Origin of the sequence: Pseudomonas sp. SJZ078, from assembly GCF_007828255.1 — a bacterium.
In the GTDB taxonomy this organism is placed as follows: Bacteria; Pseudomonadota; Gammaproteobacteria; order Pseudomonadales; family Pseudomonadaceae; genus Aquipseudomonas.
The window spans coordinates 126581-143963 of the sequence record NZ_VIUG01000005.1; the positions used below are offsets into that span (position 1 = coordinate 126581).

General features: G+C 59.0%; 12 protein-coding genes and 1 pseudogene. 5 read left to right on the plus strand and 8 right to left on the minus strand.

Translation table 11 applies throughout. The annotated features are described in order from the left end of the window. Positions 1-174 precede the first annotated feature (174 nt). Both pncA and FBY02_RS07260 read left to right on the plus strand, forming a co-directional pair. The gene (gene pncA, locus FBY02_RS07255; protein WP_144925290.1) at positions 175-804 is read left to right on the plus strand and encodes a bifunctional nicotinamidase/pyrazinamidase; all 630 of its coding nucleotides are present in this window, start codon (positions 175-177) and stop codon (positions 802-804) included. Positions 805-808: 4 nt separating this feature from the next. Next, a complete protein-coding gene (locus tag FBY02_RS07260; protein WP_144925293.1) occupies positions 809-1450 on the plus strand; it encodes a DUF1345 domain-containing protein in 642 nt (213 codons plus the stop codon). Between the two features lie 57 nt (positions 1451-1507). Here FBY02_RS07260 and FBY02_RS07265 read toward each other — a convergent pair whose 3' ends face one another. Further along, positions 1508-2809, minus strand: coding sequence for an ATP-binding protein (locus FBY02_RS07265; protein WP_144925296.1), 1302 nt, complete (start codon positions 2807-2809; stop codon positions 1508-1510). 4 nt (positions 2810-2813) lie between these two features. Further along, positions 2814-3515 carry a response regulator transcription factor gene (locus tag FBY02_RS07270; protein ID WP_144925299.1) on the minus strand — a complete coding sequence of 234 codons (702 nt, stop codon included), beginning with the start codon at positions 3513-3515 and terminating at the stop codon, positions 2814-2816. Between the two features lie 267 nt (positions 3516-3782). Here FBY02_RS07270 and FBY02_RS07275 point away from each other — a divergent pair, with 267 nt between their 5' ends. The 3 genes from FBY02_RS07275 (at position 3783) to FBY02_RS07285 (ending at position 8677) form a co-directional block, all read left to right on the plus strand. Beyond that, positions 3783-4934, plus strand: a complete 1152-nt coding sequence (locus FBY02_RS07275) for an efflux RND transporter periplasmic adaptor subunit (RefSeq protein ID WP_144925302.1) — start codon at positions 3783-3785, stop codon at positions 4932-4934. Positions 4935-4948: 14 nt separating this feature from the next. Next, positions 4949-8038: an efflux RND transporter permease subunit gene (locus FBY02_RS07280; RefSeq protein ID WP_144925305.1), complete on the plus strand. Its 3090-nt coding sequence runs from the start codon at positions 4949-4951 to the stop codon at positions 8036-8038. Between the two features lie 192 nt (positions 8039-8230). Further along, positions 8231-8677, plus strand: coding sequence for a hypothetical protein (locus FBY02_RS07285; protein WP_144925308.1), 447 nt, complete (start codon positions 8231-8233; stop codon positions 8675-8677). 74 nt (positions 8678-8751) lie between these two features. On the opposite strand, the gene FBY02_RS07290 is transcribed toward FBY02_RS07285, so the two are convergent. The 6 genes and pseudogenes from FBY02_RS07290 to FBY02_RS28670 form a co-directional block, all read right to left on the minus strand. Next, positions 8752-11046, minus strand: a complete 2295-nt coding sequence (locus FBY02_RS07290) for an autotransporter outer membrane beta-barrel domain-containing protein (protein ID WP_256662478.1) — start codon at positions 11044-11046, stop codon at positions 8752-8754. Positions 11047-11291: 245 nt separating this feature from the next. Then, positions 11292-13319 carry a hypothetical protein gene (locus tag FBY02_RS07295; protein ID WP_144925314.1) on the minus strand — a complete coding sequence of 676 codons (2028 nt, stop codon included), beginning with the start codon at positions 13317-13319 and terminating at the stop codon, positions 11292-11294. A 49-nt stretch (positions 13320-13368) separates the two neighbouring features. Beyond that, a complete protein-coding gene (locus tag FBY02_RS07300; RefSeq protein ID WP_144925317.1) occupies positions 13369-14163 on the minus strand; it encodes a hypothetical protein in 795 nt (264 codons plus the stop codon). Positions 14164-14431: 268 nt separating this feature from the next. Then, complete coding sequence (locus FBY02_RS07305) at positions 14432-15619, minus strand: pyridoxal phosphate-dependent aminotransferase (RefSeq protein ID WP_144925320.1); 1188 nt, start codon at positions 15617-15619, stop codon at positions 14432-14434. A 42-nt stretch (positions 15620-15661) separates the two neighbouring features. Continuing rightward, on the minus strand, positions 15662-16525 hold the full coding sequence (locus tag FBY02_RS28665; protein WP_371921400.1) for a methyl-accepting chemotaxis protein: 864 nt from the start codon (positions 16523-16525) through the stop codon (positions 15662-15664). Next, positions 16520-17287: pseudogene (locus FBY02_RS28670) on the minus strand (MCP four helix bundle domain-containing protein); the annotation flags it as partial. The gene FBY02_RS28665 and the pseudogene FBY02_RS28670, both read right to left, overlap by 6 nt. Positions 17288-17383: the final 96 nt, after the last annotated feature.

Below are 17383 nucleotides of genomic sequence, written 5' to 3' on the forward strand. Positions count from 1 at the left end.
TTTAGAAGAAGTATCAAAAAGCCATCAATCTTGGAATTTTGCGACGAAAGACATCTTGGTCTGTATGGAGATTGTCAGTGGATGTGCCACCGTTGCGCAGGCAGACCCTGTGGCGATACTGGATCCGACCCGGTTCGGCTAAGCTTGCACACGGACTTCAAGGAGAACGCAGCAATGACCCGCGCCACAACCACTGCATTATTGGTGATAGACGTACAAAACGACTTCATCCCGGGTGGGCCGTTGGCCGTGCCAGGAGGCGACGACATCGTACCGCTGATCAACCGCTTGGGCCGTTCATTCAACCAGGTCGTCCTGGCCCAGGACTGGCACCCGGCCGGGCACGCTTCGTTTGCGTCCAGCCACCCTGGCAAGCAACCCTTCGACACCACCCAGTTGCCCTACGGCGAACAAACGCTGTGGCCCGACCACTGCATACAAGGCAGCCAAGGTGCGGCGCTGCACCCGGCACTGGACCTGCCCCACGCCCAACTGATCATCCGCAAGGGCTGCAACCCGGACATCGACAGTTATTCGGCGTTCATGGAGGCCGATCGCCAGACGCCCACCGGGTTGGCGGGATACCTCAAGGAGCGTGGCGTCGACACCGTTTACGTAGTGGGGCTGGCCCTGGATTTCTGCGTGATGTTCACCGCCCTGGATGCCCGGATCGCGGGGTTCAATGCCGTCGTGGTACTCGACGCTTGCCGGGGCATCGATATCGAGGGTTCGATGGAAACGGCGATCCGCCGGATGCAGACAGCAGGCGTGGAGCTGATTCAGTCCACTGCCATGACGGCCTGACCCGGTGCCCTTCCTCGCTCGCACCCACCCACGCCTGTCCGGCGCAACGGCCCTTGGCCTGATCGCGGGACTCCTGGTTCCCGCGGACTCTGTCATCAGCAAAATCCTGGTCGGCTGGAATGTCGGGGTCTGGACGTACCTGACGCTGATGTTCTGGTTGACCGTCCGGGCCAAGGCTCCCGACGTCAGGCGCATCGCCGAGATCGAAGACGAAAATGCCGGGCTGGTCCTGCTGGTGGTCTGCATCGCGGCGCTGGCCAGCCTGGCGACCATCACCTTCGAGCTGGCCGGCAGCCGCGACCTGCAAACCGCGGGCAAACTGATGCACTACGGTTTCACCGCGCTTACAGTCATCGGTTCATGGCTGCTGATCGGGGTGATCTTCAGCGTTCATTACGCGCGGTTGTATTACACCTGGGACGGCAAGGAGCCGGCCCTGCGGTTTGCCGAAGGACTGACCACGCCCAATTACTGGGACTTCCTGTACTTCTCGTTCACCATCGGCGTGGCCGTCCAGACCTCGGACGTGGGCGTAGCCACCCGGCAGTTACGCAAGATCGTGCTGGCGCAGTCGTTGATCGGGTTCGTGTTCAACACGGCGATTCTCGGGTTCTCGATCAATATTGCGGCGGGGTTGTTTGGGTGATGAGGGGGGCGGTGCGACGTTTCGCTGAATCCCCTCGCCACAGGAAACTGCCGATTATTACCGGGGCATTGGCAGCCACAACCTGAAGCGTGCGCCGCCCAGCGGTGAGACGTCAGCCGTCAAGCTGCCGCCCTGGGCTTCCAGGGCGCGGCGGCTGATGGCCAGGCCCAGGCCGAAGCCGCCCGTGGCGCGGTCGCGACTGCGGTCCAGGCGGTAGAACGGCTCGAACACCCGCTCGCGTTCACCGTCGGGAATGCCGATGCCGTCGTCATCGACCCAGATCTGGCAGCCCTCATCGCCCACCCGCACGCCGACCTGGATCCGCTTCTCGCAATAACGCATGGCATTGCGCAACAGGTTCTGCAGCGCCCGGGCCGTCAGCCGCGGGTCCAGCACAAAGCGCTCCAACGTCCCATGCAAGAGCACGTCAATCACCACGTCCGGCGCCGCCAGGTCCTCGTCGACGCTGCCAAGGATGCTGTCGATGAACTCGTCCAGCGGCACTTCGACCTGCTCCGGCAGACGCTCGGGATTCTGCAACCGGCTGTAGGAGAGCAATTCCAGCACCAGCTCGTCCAGTTCGCGAATATGCGCCACCAACCCTTGCAGGCGCTCGCGGCTGGCCGGCGGCAAGTCATCGGACAGCGCCAGGGCCAGGCCGAAGTCGAGCCGGGTCAAGGGCGTGCGCAGTTCGTGGGAGACCGCGTTGAGCAGGTCCCGTTGCTGATTGAGCAGGCTTTCGATATCGCTGGCCATGGTATCGAACACATGGGCCAGGCTACCGATGTTCGAGCTGGAGGCGATGTGTGTGCGCTCGCTCAAGTGACCCTTGCCGAAGCGTTCGGCGGTGCTCCTGAGACGCTCCAGGTCGCGCCAGTGCGGCCGCAGCCACAGCAACAGGCACGCCAGCATCGTCGCGCCGATCAACACGTTGATGCTCCAGTACAACCAACTGACGTCGGCCGGATCCGGAGGAACGACCATCTTGACCGCCATGCGCTCGTCCAGCGGCGCCACCGCCAGGGTTCGCCAGGCCCAGTCGCCGAGGCGTACCACATTTTCACCCTGCTTGAGGCGGGCTTGTTCATCGGCACTGAAGTCCGCATCATCGATGGCAGCCAGCTCGATGCGCAGCGGTTCGAACTCCTTGTCCATCTGCGCCGCCAACGCCGGCCATTGCTCCCTCGGCACGGCCTGGAACTGCTTGCTCATCAGGGTTTGCAGGCCACGGGAATAGTCGAGGTTGTAGCTCATGAACCGCTCATGGAACAGGCGGATCACCAGTTCCGGCATCAGGTAGATCGCGGCGCTGTAGGACACGATGGTCACCAGATAAAGGCGGATCAACAGCTTCCACATCGACTCAGCACTCCCACTCGGAGCGGCTGAACAGATACCCCTTGCCCCACACCGTCTTGATCTTGCGCGCTTCGCCGGCGTTGTCGTCGAACTTGCGCCGCAACTTGGAAATCGCCACGTCCACCGAGCGGTCGGTGCCGTTGAATTCGATGCCACGCAGGCGTTGCAGGATCTGGTCGCGGCTCAGCACTTCACCGGAATGACGGGCCAGCACCACCAGCAGGTTGTATTCGCCGCTGGACAGCTCCACCGCCTGCCCGCGCCAGGTCACGGTGCGCTCGGACAAGTCGATACACAGGTTGCCCATGAGGATGCGGTCGTTGGCCGTCTGCGGCTCGCTGAGGCTGCTGCGCCGCAGCAAGGTCCGTACACGGGCCAGCAGCACCCGTGGCTCGCACGGTTTGGTGACATAGTCGTCGGCGCCCATCTCCAGGCCCAGCACCTGGTCGTGACTGTCGTCCCGGGCGGTCAGCATCAGGATCGGCAATGTCGCTGAATCGGCCCGCAGCAAGCGGCACACCTGCAAGCCGTCCAGCCCCGGCAACATCAGGTCGAGAATCACCAGATCCGGCGGGTCGACCCGCGCCCGTTCGCGTACATGATCGCCCCGGCTGAGCACATTGACCTGATAGCCGTTGCGTTCCAGGTAACTGGCGATCAATTCGCTGAGGGCGGAGTCGTCTTCCACCAGGAGGATGTTGGGCATGGGTACTTCCAGAAAAGTGCTGTGGCGCCTGACAGACCCTCTTCGCGAGCAAGCCCGCTCCCACAGGAGTTATCGTGAACCTTGTGGGAGCGGGCTTGCCCGCGAAGGCGTCAGTACAGTCACCTGAAAATCCAGCTGCCAAGGATATACGCCCCCGCCCGTCCCCGAGCAAACCCCTTACACAATTTCACACACCCCCTACAAAGCTTTACCGCTGTGCCCCACCGTCCCCCGTAGCATGGCGATGTTCATCATTGGGGAAGCACCATGCCAAAGAACTCTTTCGCCACCCTGGGCCTGTTGCTCGGGGTACTGTCGTTGAGCGCCTGCGACAAGGCCTCGCCGCCCACGGACGAAGCGCCGCGCCCCACCGTTGCCATCGAAACCGTCGAAGCTCGGCCACTGTCCATCAGCAGCGAATTGAGCGGACGTATCGCCGCGCCGCGCATCGCCGAAGTCCGTGCACGAGTGCCCGGCGTGGTCTTGCAGCGGGTCTACCGCGAAGGCAGTGATGTGAAGAAAGGTGATGTGCTGTTCCGCATCGACCCGGCGCCGTTCAAGGCCGACCTGGACAGCGCCGAGGCGGCGTTGCGCAAGGCCGAGGCCAACGCGTTCCAGGCGCGCTTGCAGGCACAGCGCTACGCACGATTGATCGAAGACAACGCCATCAGCGCCCAGGACTACGACAACGCCCGCGCCGCCGCCCGCCAGACCGCCGCCGACGTCGCCGCCAGTCAGGCAGCCGTCGAGCGGGCCCGGTTGAACCTGGGTTATGCCACGGTCACCGCGCCGATTGCCGGACGCATCGGCCGGGCGCTGGTCACCGAGGGCGCGCTGGTGGGGCAGAACGAAACCACGCCGCTGGCGCTTATCCAGCAACTGAACCCGATCCACGCCGACCTCACCCAATCGACCCGCGAACTCAACGAACTGCGCCGGGCCCTGCGCGCCGGCCAGTTGCAGCAGGTTGGCCAGGACCAGGCCAAGGTCACGTTGATCCAGGACGACGGCAGCCTCTATCCACTGCCGGGCAAGTTGTTGTTCACCGACATCAGCGTCGACCCGGGCACCGGCCAGATCACCCTGCGCAGTGAGTTCCCCAACCCTGATCTCGACCTGCTGCCTGGCAGCTTCGTGCGCGTGCGCCTGGAGCAGGCCTTCGACCGCCAGGGCATCAGCGTGCCGCAACGGGCCATCCAGCGTGACAGCGCAGGCACAGCCCAGGTGCTGCTGGTCGACGCCGAGCAGCAAGTCAGCCTGCAACCGGTGGAACTGGGCAGCGTACAGGACAACCGCTGGATCGTTACCCACGGCCTGAAGCCGGGCGACCGCATCGTCGTCGAAGGCCTGCAACATGCCCGCCCCGGTGAAAAAGTCCAGATCGACAACTCCCCTCTTCCACTTGCCTCTGGTCAGTAAGCAGGACATTTCCCATGCCGCAGTTCTTTATCGACCGTCCGGTATTCGCCTGGGTGGTCGCGCTGTTCATCCTGCTGGCCGGTGTGCTGGCGATCCCGCAATTGCCGGTGGCCCAGTACCCGGACGTCGCGCCACCGCAGATCGAAATCTACGCGGTGTACCCCGGTGCCTCGGCGCAAACCGTGGACCAGAGTGTCGTCAGCCTGATCGAGGAAGAACTCAACGGTGCCGACAACCTGCTGTACTTCGGTTCCCAGAGCAGCCTGGGCAGCGCCACCATCACCGCGACCTTCAAGCCCGGCACCAATCCGGAACTGGCTCAGGTCGACGTGCAGAACCGTCTCAAGGCGGTGGAGTCGCGCCTGCCCCAGGCGGTCACCCAGCAAGGCTTGCAAGTGGATAAGGTCTCGGCCGGCTTCCTACTGCTGATCACCCTCACGTCCAATGACGGCAAGCTCGACGACGTTGCCCTCAGCGACTACCTGGCACGCAACGTGATGAACGAAATCAAGCGCCTGGACGGTGTCGGCAAGGCGCAGTTGTACGGCGCCGAACGGGCCATGCGAATCTGGATCGATCCGCAGAAGCTGCTCAGCTTCAGCCTGACCCCGGCCGATGTGAACGCTGCCGTCCAGGCGCAGAACGCCCAGGTTTCAGCGGGCAGCATTGGTGACCTGCCGAGCCGCGGTAACCAGGAAATCACCGCGACCATCCTGGTCAAGGGCCAGTTGTCGACGCCGGAAGAGTTCGCCGACATCGTACTCAAGGCCAACCCCGACGGCTCCACGGTACGCATCGGCGACGTGGCACGGGTGGAAGTCGGCAGCCAGGAGTATCAGTTTTCCACGCGCCTCAACGGCAAGCCCTCCACGGCGGTCGGCGTGCAGCTATCGCCGGGGGCCAATGCCCTGAATACGGCGACCCTGGTACGGGCGAAAATGGACGAACTGGCGCGCTACTTCCCGGCCGGCGTGGAGTACAAGATCCCCTACGACACCTCGCCATTCGTCAAGGTCTCCATCACCAAAGTGATCTATACCCTGGGCGAGGCCATGCTGCTGGTGTTCGCCGTGATGTTCCTGTTCCTGCAGAACATCCGCTACACCCTGATCCCGACGCTGGTGGTGCCGGTGGCGCTGATGGGCACGTTCGCCATCATGCTTGCCCTGGGCTTTTCCATCAACGTGCTGACCATGTTCGGCATGGTGCTGGCCATCGGCATCCTGGTGGACGACGCCATTGTCGTGGTGGAGAACGTCGAACGGATCATGGCCAGCGAAGGGCTGTCGCCCAAGGACGCGACGCGCAAGGCGATGCAGCAGATCACCGGGGCCATCATCGGCATCACCCTGGTCTTGGTGGCAGTGTTCATTCCGATGGCGTTCATGCCCGGATCCGTCGGTGTCATCTATCGGCAATTCTCGCTGTCCATGGCCACGTCGATCCTGTTCTCGGCATTGCTGGCCCTGAGCCTGACGCCTGCGCTGTGCGCCACCTTGCTCAAGCCCATCGTCCAGGGCGAGCATCACGCCAAGGGCGGCTTCTTTGGCGGGTTCAATCGCCGCTTCGATCGACTGGGCGAGCGCTATCAAGGCTGGGTCGCCTATGCCCTCAAGCGTACCGGTCGCTACCTGGTGATCTACGGCGTGCTGCTGGTGGGCATGGGCCTGTTGTTCAGTCGCCTGCCCTCCTCGTTCCTGCCGGTGGAAGACCAGGGCTACACCATCACCGACATCCAACTGCCGCCCGGCGCGAGCAAGAACCGTACAGTGCAAGTGGTCGAGCAGATCGAAGCCCACAACGCCGGCGAGCCGGGTGTGGGGGACAGCACGGTGATCCTGGGCTTCAGTTTTTCCGGCAGCGGGCAGAACGCAGCGTTGGCGTTCACCACCCTCAAGGACTGGTCGGAACGTGGCAGCGACGACTCGGCCAGTGCCATAGCCGAGCGCGCCAACCAGGCCTTCGGCGGGATAAAGGACGCCATGGCCTTCGCCGTATTGCCACCCCCGGTGGATGGCCTGGGGACGTCCAGCGGCTTCGAGTTCCGATTGCAGGATCGCGGCGGTCTCGGCCATGCCACGCTGATGCAGGCCCGCGACGCATTGCTTGCCGCCGCCGAAAAGAGCCCGCTGCTGATCAACGTGCGCGAGAGCGCCCTGGCCGAAGCGCCGCAGGTGCAACTGGAAGTCGACCGCAAGCAGGCCAATGCCCTGGGGGTATCTTTCGCCGACGTCGGCAACGTACTGGCGACCGCCGTGGGTTCAAGCTACATCAACGATTTCCCCAACCAGGGGCGCATGCAGCGGGTGGTGGTCCAGGCCGAAGGCGACCAGCGCAGCCAGGTGGCCGATCTGCTGAAGATCCATGTGCGCAACGATGCCGGGAAAATGGTGCCGCTGTCGGCCTTCGTCCAGGCCAAGTGGACCCAGGGCCCGACGCAACTGACCCGCTACAATGGCTACCCGGCCATCAGCATTTCCGGCGAACCGGCACCGGGCTACAGCACCGGCCAGGCCATGGCGGAAATCGAACGGCTGGTGGCCCAGGGACCAGCCGGGTTGGGCCAGGAATGGACCGGGTTATCGTTGCAGGAACGCCTGTCCGGCAGCCAGGCGCCGATCCTGCTGGGCCTGTCGCTGCTGGTGGTGTTCCTGTGCCTGGCGGCGCTGTACGAGAGCTGGTCGATTCCTGCCTCGGTGCTGCTGGTGGTGCCGCTGGGGGTACTCGGCGCGGTGCTGGCGGTGTCACTGCGGGGCATGCCCAACGACGTGTTTTTCAAGGTCGGCCTGGTGACCATCATCGGCCTCTCGGCCAAGAATGCGATCCTGATCATCGAGTTCGCCAAGAGTCTCTACGACGAAGGCCATGACCTGATCGACGCCACCCTCCAGGCCGCACGCCTGCGCCTGCGGCCAATCATCATGACCTCCCTGGCGTTCATTCTCGGCGTGGTGCCCCTGGCGATCGCCACGGGAGCCAGTTCGGCGAGCCAGCAGGCCATCGGGACCGGGGTGATTGGCGGGATGATCAGTGCAACGTTGGCGGTGGTGTTTGTGCCGGTGTTTTTTGTGGGGGTGATGAGGTTGGTGCTTAAATACCGATAAGGACGTTTGACACACCTCTGTACCCATCAAAATTCGTAGCATTGTTATCAATCACAAAAACGCCGCCCTGTATAGTTGTCAGCTCTGACAGTATACAGAGCATGCACATAGGGCTTAGATAAACGCTCCATGCATATGACATCGCAGGATGCCCGCTGGATCTCCCGTCGATCATTTACGGAGCTTTTACTCATGAGCAGAGCAGCCACGAAACTGGATCAAGAAGCCCTTGCGAGCGAAGTCAACTTCACTGCCAATCTTGAAGACAATTCAAACTTCAACGCAGCCATAACCACACTAAAAAGTTCTACCACTCCCAATCGGGGTGAAGTGTGGGTGGTGGTAGCAACGGAATGGAAGAATGGCCTGCCAAGAACCTTCACGATCACTTTCTCAAAAGACATCAAAGAGGAAACGGATGGCGTCATTACGGATAATGACGAGCACGTCAGCTTGATCTACAACAATTATGCAGATCCAAACAGTCCTACACTGCAAAAAGCCAGAAGAGGCTCCATTCAGTACACAATGGGCGCTGATATGCGCTTCACTGGATCATTCACGGCGTATATCGACAAAGCTCAAGGAAACGATAGCTATCTATGCACCGGCCTCTTCGACACAGAACTCAGTTGGTAACCAAGCGTAAAAAAGCCCTGATCTTTCGATCAGGGCTTTTTCTTTGTCTTCAGTCGATTACCGATCTGGACGACTCACCATTTGAATTGCACGCCGACGGTACCACCTATGGGCATCTCAATACCTTTACCGTTCATATATTCAACCTCAGCGTGTGCCTGCCAGCGCTGGGACAGATTGACGGCAATACCAGCACCCAATTCGGCGCGTGATCCCGACAGGTCGTTATTGAACACGTTATTGTTGACCTTCACTTCGTTGTTTTTGGCGAACTCATGGGCCAATGCCGCACGCACATAGGGTTGTACTGTCGCGCCATTGTCCAATTGCATATCACGCCCCACCGTCACGCCGGCCTTGCCGAGCAACGAATAAGTACGATCACCCTCGGCCTGCAAACCGTTGTCAAGATGGTAGTCCTTACCCTGAATAGCCACCGCGGACCACTGGGTAAACGGCTCGATGAAATAACCATCGTTCAGTTTGATATTGCGACCGACTTCCACCGAACCGCCAAGGCCACTGTTGTCGTAATCACCCTTGGACCGTTTACCATCGCTCATGCCGACCTTGGCATCGTTCTGGAAGCGGTTGAGTTTAAGTACGCTGTCGACGTAGTAACCACTGTCCTCATCCATCCAGGTCAGGTAGGTACCAATGTAATAGCTTTTGATCGTGCCAGAAGTACCGCGATGCAAATCCAGATCCGAGGTACTGTGCCCTGCCATCACACCCAGCAGCCATTGCCCGTCGCCCAACGGCAGAGGTGCATCGGCACCCAGCGCGAAGCCTTGTTGAGCTTGGCGGTATCCCCCCCCGTAACTATCAGACACGTTGTACTTGTTGCCATAGGCCCTGAGCCATGCGCCGGACTTTTGTGAATTGAAGCGTAATTCCCCCATTCGACTACGCAATGGACTCAACTCACCGTACCAAACCGTCGGCGCGGTATTGAACAACGCCATAACGGCACGGGTCGAAGGGCTGACCGTACGGGCCGTGGGGTCAAGGAACCAGTCGTTACCAGTATCACTCTGCTTCAATCCATAGGAATAGGTGCCCAGATCAACCGCGCCATCGGCGTTTGCCAGGGCGAAAGTAGCGTCTCCTCCTCCGGTGTGAACCACCTGGATCGGCTGACCACTGGCCGGGTCAACGCCGCTGCTGGCAATCATGATTTGATGGCTGCCCGTTGCTGTGCCCGTGACATTAAGGAAATCGGTCTGATTAGTCGCGAAATCTGTGCCGATTTCGAACAGGCCGTTACCGGACAAACTTTCCACATTCAATCGATAGAAGGCGTTATCGGCGCCGAATCTTACCGTGCCGCCGGTGAGGACCAAGTCACCGACCTGGCTATCACCCGTCATGACCCAACTCGACTGGTCGATGCTGGCCGTGGCCACGTTATCCATGACACCAGTCATCTGCGAACCTTGCAGCAACGCCACCGTAGCGGTGCCGCCTGCGTCAGCGCGCACATCACCGGTCAATGAAGCCTGAGTGAAAGCTAGCGCGGCAACACCGTCGCCAGCCACCTGGACATTACCTGTCAGATTGCTGCGCTCGACATTCATCGCTGCATTACCGGCACCTCGTACTTCGAGAATCGTCCCGTTGCTACCGGTCAGCGTCGATCCGTTGAGCACATCTATCTGCGAAACCGCTGCTGAAGTGCCCGCATAATCGACAACAATAGCGGAACCGTTCCTACCCTCGACGCTAGACTGATCCAGCGTCAGCTTATTGACTTCGGATACGCCAGTTTCAAGCCCCAATATGACGCCATTCTGACCACCGATAATGCGCGTGCCATTGCTGGCAGAGGCTGTGCTGCTCAACAGTGAAATACCGAAACTCGTAGCCCCCGTACCCTCGACGATCGAATTTGAGAAATCCAGGACACTGAAAGCCGTCGCGCGGGCACCGCCTGTAACACCTGTAATGGTGCTATTAGTGGCCGTTACTGTTGAGCCGATCGTGGTACCGACAACATGCAAGGCCGTTAAACCCAGCTGATTTCCGGTGACGGTGCTGCCATTGATGGTGGCGTCACTGTCGGCGAGTTCCAGTCCAGCAAGTACATTTCCACCAGTAACCGTCGTGTTAGAAAGATTTATTGATGCACCCTGTCTACCAATAATTCGTCCAGTCGTGGCTCCACTGGTATTCAATGTGGATTGTGAGGCAAGGATACCTAGGGTTTGCGCGCCGTTAACGTTCAATGTGGAGTTCTGCGAGAGCGACCATGTTTCCACGGGGTCACCGTTGGTGATGGTCTGGCTTTGACCGACTAATGTTCCAGCCAGCGTTGGCTCAACCAGCAACAACGATAAGGACAGAGACGAACCCCTCAGCCATAACGCCATTGCCGGTGTCATTCCAGCGTACTTTATTGATCGCATAGTAGAACTACCCACAATTTGTCATCAGATAAAATTGATGAAGTTTATTTAGCGAGCGATAGACCCCTCACCCAGACGGCCGACAAATTACAGATATACGTCACAAATTGATGTAGGACTAATCCGATCACGCACAGGGATTTTTCCTCATATCAGCCAACGCCAATGCCGGGAAAACCCGATAGTTCCCCGACATTGGACACTGCCAATTATTTTGTAGGCGTCCCCTCACAATAGTTATAGCTGGTATTCAGCAAAGAAACCTCATTCAAAAATTCAGCAGAAGGCGTCAACACCCCGCCAATGGTGACCTCATACCATATTTTTATGAAACCATTCGGCAGGCCAGAGCTATGTGGCGGCTGGATAGGCTTAATTTTCGACAAATAAGGTTCTATATTTTTTACAAAAATCGCGCCCGTCTCCGAGCCTGTAATCGTGTAAGTACCCGTATAGTCAGTCCCATCGATGGGAATGAGCCCCGCAGCATCGGTTGTCCCAACGGACTTCAGAGTAACCACCGTATTAGCCGGCATATGAGTCGGATCGATATCAACAGTAACAGGCAGCTCCCAGGTATTTCTTATCAAGGAAGCACATGAAACAAAATTGCCCGAGCCATACAACCTGACTCTGGGTGGAGGCAAATTGATCCGAACGGCATCTACCTGCACCTCGGTAGGCAGCGACCTCATTCTGTTGCGGCCACCGTCCTCCTCAATTGTCCAATAGGCTATTTTTTTACCGGTCCCGGCATTATCAATAACACTGGCAAGCATCTCAAACGTTAACAACGGCACCGTACCGGCAGCTAATTGTTCACTGTGGACTTCCACACCGTTAAACCATAACTTGGCGATCTCATCGCCAATCGGCACCCAAGTAGTAGGTGCCTCAATCATCGGCGTACTAATGTCCGCCGGCTTTCCACGGTCATCTGCAGTAATATGGTTTTCCGTGCCGGAACCACCTACCGCTACAACCTTGACCTTCGTCATATTAGGGTTTTCCAGCCCGGGAAAAATCGGATTGATAGGCCCACGGTAGGTAAAATCAAGAGCCGATGGTGTGGGGTTGGAAGGAACCAAAGCTTCAGTCCCACGTGAAAAATCATATTCAGCAGTGATGGGTAATTCTGCGGTAGAATTCCCCCAAAGCGCAATTAACCTATTAATAGCCACGAGAAATTTAAGAGTCTTATTAGGGGTTTCCTCTCCCAGCAACTGCCCCGTTAAGGGGATTACCGTATTACCATTGGCGTTACTGATTTTCGGGATGATCCGATCAGTCTCCTGTCCATTAGTGGTATAGGGCACCTCTAGAAATACGTCACTCTCCAGGTCCTCCAGATCTATGACATCTGGCAATTGTCCTTTAGGAATAAAACAATCAATAAGTTGTGGTCGCGGACGACGCCGAACAATGAGTGGTCTAGGAAGTGCGGGCTCACTTTCATTTCCCACCACATCGAACAACACATACCAAACATAATGCTGACCATCCATTTGAGGGAGAGCAGCCTTTGGAATCGACACTTCGCCAGGTGACGTAAGCAATTGTGTATGTATCGGTGTGCCCGAGCCATAATTCGGCCCCACGTAAACCTCAACGCGGTCGTCCTCGCGATGAAACTCATAGCCCGTGTTAATGGTTAATTCGAGGGCTGTATTGTTATCGAGCCAATCATCGTCGATGACCGCCCCAGCTGGCAAATTCACCAGCACAGCCGCTTCCGGTTTCAGTCTCAAACCTGTTTTCTCATGCTCAGGTGCGAACCGGTCAATTTCAGCAGGGACGAACTCCAGCGGGTCCCAGTTACCATTCGGCCCCCAAATAACTACCAGCTCGAATTCGTAGGTAGTTGAAGCTTTAGTGGTGTCATCGTCCACAAGCCCCGCGGTTGGCACCGGGATGTCAAGCGTCGCGGGGCGAGTGGCAACGAGACCGAAAGGCTGCTCATCGAGCTCCGTTTCTACGCCTCCTTTATGTAGAACCAGTCTCCATATATCAGCATCATCCGGATCGGGGATATCACTGGATTTAAATCGAAGAGTCATCGTCCCTGAGTCAAGGATCGTTTTGGGGATCAAATCATCTACTATCTGTCCGACAATGATTGGAGGGTCCAGCAGGATGCCCGAATCAGACGTCGAGGAGCGTAACGCCGCCCGAGAACGGTCTGCGATTTGCCGCAGCGTCAACACTTCACCATTAACGTTTATGCTTTTACTGGTCATTTTGATTCTCCAAGATATTTATTGATCAGGTCATCTGGAACTCCATTCCTCAGGCAAATCCCCCACAAGGCTGTTCTTCCCCAGGTATTATGCGATCAATCTTGACGAGGCCCTTTCCTGACCTGCCTTTAGGAATACCATTTCGATAAATCGTATATTGAGCAACTCCGGAATCGGAATCCACCATGGGCCTTACATAGGGTACAAATGGAATTTCCATGATAAATCCATTGATCGCCTCGCTATCGCTTAACGTTTTGCGAAACTCGTAAACAGGTGTCAAAGCCGGGGGGCTGCCGTTTAATGTGTCGAAACCCTGCCACTGAAGAACACATTCATCCTGTCCACGAAAAATAGATTCCGGCAATATCTCTACTCTTACCTTTTCCCAGATCGGAACTGGCGAACTGCAGTTCAGATACCCCCATAAGTTGCTATCAGGGAACTTAGGCGCCGTCAACGTAGGCGCAGGTGTATGGTCAATAGTCAGTTTGCGTTTCGGTGAGGGGTCTTTATTACCGTCATGCTTGATCAACAGATAATGAATATAAGCGATACCGTCTACGCTCATATCCTGAGGACTTATCGGAAACGTAAACTCCGGCCTGTCGTCGGCGGGGAGATATCTGCGTTGATAAATCTCTCTGTCGTTAGGCTGCGCCCAATATACAAAAAGATCCGTATACTGCCCGGTAGTGTCAGGAAAGTCTGCCCAACGCGGTATTCTTCCGATCGTTCCGTTAGTCAGTTGTTCAAGCGGTATCCAACCCTCCGGATCCTGATCGTCGACTCCGTCTATACGCAAAGGTAGCGCAGTGATTTGCTCGTTGGGTTGTGGCATCACGTATTCGCTCCGGAGAAAGTGCTTTAGGCACACGTTATCTAGAGAAATCTTCGATGCAATTAGGCCTCGGACATACCAGATTGCCTACTGGTATATCTGACAGGTCTGGATACCGTTTATCGGATTTGACGGAGCGACACGTCCAGAATATACCTGCACGATGTTTGGATGATTTGAGCGAATGGTCGTATGGATCAAAGGCACGAAAGCGCTTGGATATAGACTCACGCTGCGTAGATGAATATTTCGAAGACCGGAATACAACCCCTTAAGCCCACTGCACCGGCAGCAACTCTGCGGCACACAACGCAATCCGCTGGCACGCCTGGGCTAACTTCTCCTGATCAACCACCAACCCGATCCGTATATGCCCCGCCGCACTGGGCCCGAACGCCTCCCCCGCTAGCACCGACACGCCATACCCGTCCAACAGCCGCTCGGCAAACGCCTGGGCATCGAGTCCCGTCCGGCGCACGTCCACCATCACGAACATGCCACCGTTGGGCCGCAGCGGGGTAAGCCCCGGGCAATCATCCAGCATGGCGCACACCAGGTCCCGGCGCTGGCGATACTCATCTTGCATGGACGCCACTTCAGGCAGCTCTTCCTCCAGTGCCACCTGGGCCGCCCGTTGCACGAACTCCGGCAGGCCGAACAGCATGCACAGCGACAGGTTCGCCAGGTGTTCGGCCAAGGGCTCTGGGCCGATGACCCAGCCGATGCGCCAACCGGTCATGGCGTGGGATTTGGACAGGCTGTTGATGGTCGCGGTGCGGTCGGCCATGCCCGGCAGGCTGGCCGGGCTGATGTGCTCGCCTTCGTACAACAGGTCGCTGTAGACCTCGTCACTGATCAGCCACACGTCATGCTCGATGCACAGTTGCGCCAGCGCCTGCCAGGTGGGCAATCGCAGGCTCGCGCCGGAGGGGTTGTTGGGGCTGTTGAGCAGCAGGGCTCGGGTCTTTGGGGTGATCAGGCGGGCGACATCGGTCGGTTCGACCCGGAACGCATTCTCCGGGCGTACCGCCACCGGTATCACTTTCGCGCCGCAGGCGCCGAACACCGCTTCGTAGGTGACGTACATCGGCTCGGCCACGATGACTTCGTCGCCAGGGTCGAGCAGGCATTGCGCGACCGCATACACCGCGCATTGCGCGCCCGGCAGTACCGTGACGTGCTCAGCCCCGACCGGCTGGCCGCTACGCCAACGATGACGGGTCGCGATGCTGGCGCGCAGACCGTAAAGGCCGCGCACGTCGCAATAGTGAGTATCCCCGGCCCGTAGGCTGCTCACCGCAGCATCGACGATGGCCCGCGGCGTGTCGAAATCCGGATCGCCCACCGACAGCAACAACACGTCCCTGCCCTGTTCACGCATGGCCAGTGCCCGGTCGTGGATCTGCCACGCGGCAGCCCCCTCGCCAGTGATGCGTTGGGTCAAGGCTGAATAGCGCATGTACGGCTCCTGGTTTATGCGGTGTCCAGCCTCAACCCTATCTCAAATCACAAACCGCGCCACCATCGCATTCAAACCCACCGCCAGGCGCGACAGTTCGTGGGTCGCGTCGCTCGTCTGTTGCGCGCCCGAGGCCGACTGCGTCGCCAGGTCACGAATGTTCACCAGGTTACGGTCCACCTCTCGGGACACCTGGGCCTGTTCTTCCGAGGCACTGGCGATGACCAGGTTACGTTCGTTGATCTGATGGATCGACTGGGTGATCTGTTCCAGGGCGACGCCGGCGGCACGGGCCAGTTCCAGGGTGCTCTGGGTGCGCTGGTTGCTCTGCTGCATCGATTGCACCGCCTCGCCGGTGCTGTTCTGGATGCCGGCGACCATCTTTTCGATTTCCTGGGTCGATTGCGCGGTGCGATGGGCCAGGGCCCGGACTTCATCGGCCACCACAGCGAAACCGCGTCCGGCCTCCCCCGCGCGGGCCGCCTCGATGGCGGCGTTGAGCGCCAGCAGGTTGGTTTGTTCGGCGATGGCACGGATCACGTCCAGCACCTTGCCAATGTCGCGCCCCTGAACGGCCAGGCCCTCGACCATGGTGGCGGTGGCTTGCACATCGTGGGTCATGGTCTGGATCGCCTCGACGGTCTCCACCACCCGGCTGCGACCTTCCTGTGCGGCCTGGGTCGACTGGTTCGACGCTTCGGAGGTCGACACGGCGTTGCGGGCAACCTCTTCCACGGCGGCGGTCATCTCATTGACGGCGGTCGCGGCCTGTTCGATTTCATTGTGCTGGCGTTGCAGGCCACGGGAAGATTCCTGGGTCACCGCACTCAGCTCCTCGGCGGCCGCGCCCAATTGTGTGGCGGAACCGGCGATCTGCTCGATGGTCTTGCGCAGGCTGCCTTGCATGTCGGCCAGTGCCTGGAGCAAACGAGCCGGTTCATCCTTGCCATCGATTTCAATAGCCTGGACCAGGTTACCGCCGGCGATGACCCGTGCCGCCTCCAACGCGCGGTTCAACGGTGTAACGATGCTGCGAGTCAGGAGCAGCGCCAGCACCACGGTAGCCAGCGCGGCGGCCACCGAGACGACGATGATGCCGGTGATCGCACTGTCATAGTGCTCACCCGCCACGGCCGAGGCTTCGCCGGCGCCGGTCACGTTGATCGCGATGAGCTTGTTGAGCTGCTCGCCCATCAGGTCGGTGCCTTCCTTGATCCGCGTATTGATGAGGGTGCGCAATAAATCGACCTTGTCCTGGCGCGACAGCTCCAGCATTTCCTTCTGGGCTTGCAGGTATTTATCGAGGGTCGCCGAAAAGGTTTTGTAGAGCTCGATCTCCTGCGCAGCGGGCGGCAGCTTGGCGTAGCTGCCGTTGGCCTTCTGCAGCTTTTCTACCAGCACACCGATGCGGGTCTCGGCCTCCGCGAGACTGGCCGGGTCCCGGTTGACCAGGATCCGGAACGAAAGAATGCGCATGCGCAGCACGTTCTCCAGTACGTTGGCCAGGTAGCCGACACTGGGGACTTGGGTCTGCTCCATGTCAATCGAGGCCTGGCGGATGACGGACATGCGATTGGCGGCAAATACACCGAGGGCGATCACTAGCAAGGCAATGAAGGCAAAGCCGAGAAAGGCCCGGGGAGCGATATTCAGGCTACGTAATGACATGGTAGGACCTCGGGTGATGGGGTCGAGCGTCCATGCCGGGCAGCGTATCGATTGAAAACGTTATGGGCACGCTTAACCCCTTATCGGCTGGGCTTG

What these genes read in the sequence shown, in the direction of transcription:
- FBY02_RS28665 (WP_371921400.1), bottom strand. Translation starts at nt 16,525, where the DNA reads ATGCAAGGCAGCCTGCGCAAGACCATCGAGCAGATCGCCGGTTCCGCC.
- FBY02_RS07280 (WP_144925305.1), top strand. Translation starts at nt 4,949, where the DNA reads ATGCCGCAGTTCTTTATCGACCGTCCGGTATTCGCCTGGGTGGTCGCG.
- FBY02_RS07265 (WP_144925296.1), bottom strand. Translation starts at nt 2,809, where the DNA reads ATGTGGAAGCTGTTGATCCGCCTTTATCTGGTGACCATCGTGTCCTAC.
- FBY02_RS07305 (WP_144925320.1), bottom strand. Translation starts at nt 15,619, where the DNA reads ATGCGCTATTCAGCCTTGACCCAACGCATCACTGGCGAGGGGGCTGCC.
- FBY02_RS07275 (WP_144925302.1), top strand. Translation starts at nt 3,783, where the DNA reads ATGCCAAAGAACTCTTTCGCCACCCTGGGCCTGTTGCTCGGGGTACTG.
- FBY02_RS07295 (WP_144925314.1), bottom strand. Translation starts at nt 13,319, where the DNA reads ATGACCAGTAAAAGCATAAACGTTAATGGTGAAGTGTTGACGCTGCGG.
- FBY02_RS07270 (WP_144925299.1), bottom strand. Translation starts at nt 3,515, where the DNA reads ATGCCCAACATCCTCCTGGTGGAAGACGACTCCGCCCTCAGCGAATTG.
- FBY02_RS07290 (WP_256662478.1), bottom strand. Translation starts at nt 11,046, where the DNA reads ATGGCGTTATGGCTGAGGGGTTCGTCTCTGTCCTTATCGTTGTTGCTG.
- pncA (WP_144925290.1), top strand. Translation starts at nt 175, where the DNA reads ATGACCCGCGCCACAACCACTGCATTATTGGTGATAGACGTACAAAAC.
- FBY02_RS07285 (WP_144925308.1), top strand. Translation starts at nt 8,231, where the DNA reads ATGAGCAGAGCAGCCACGAAACTGGATCAAGAAGCCCTTGCGAGCGAA.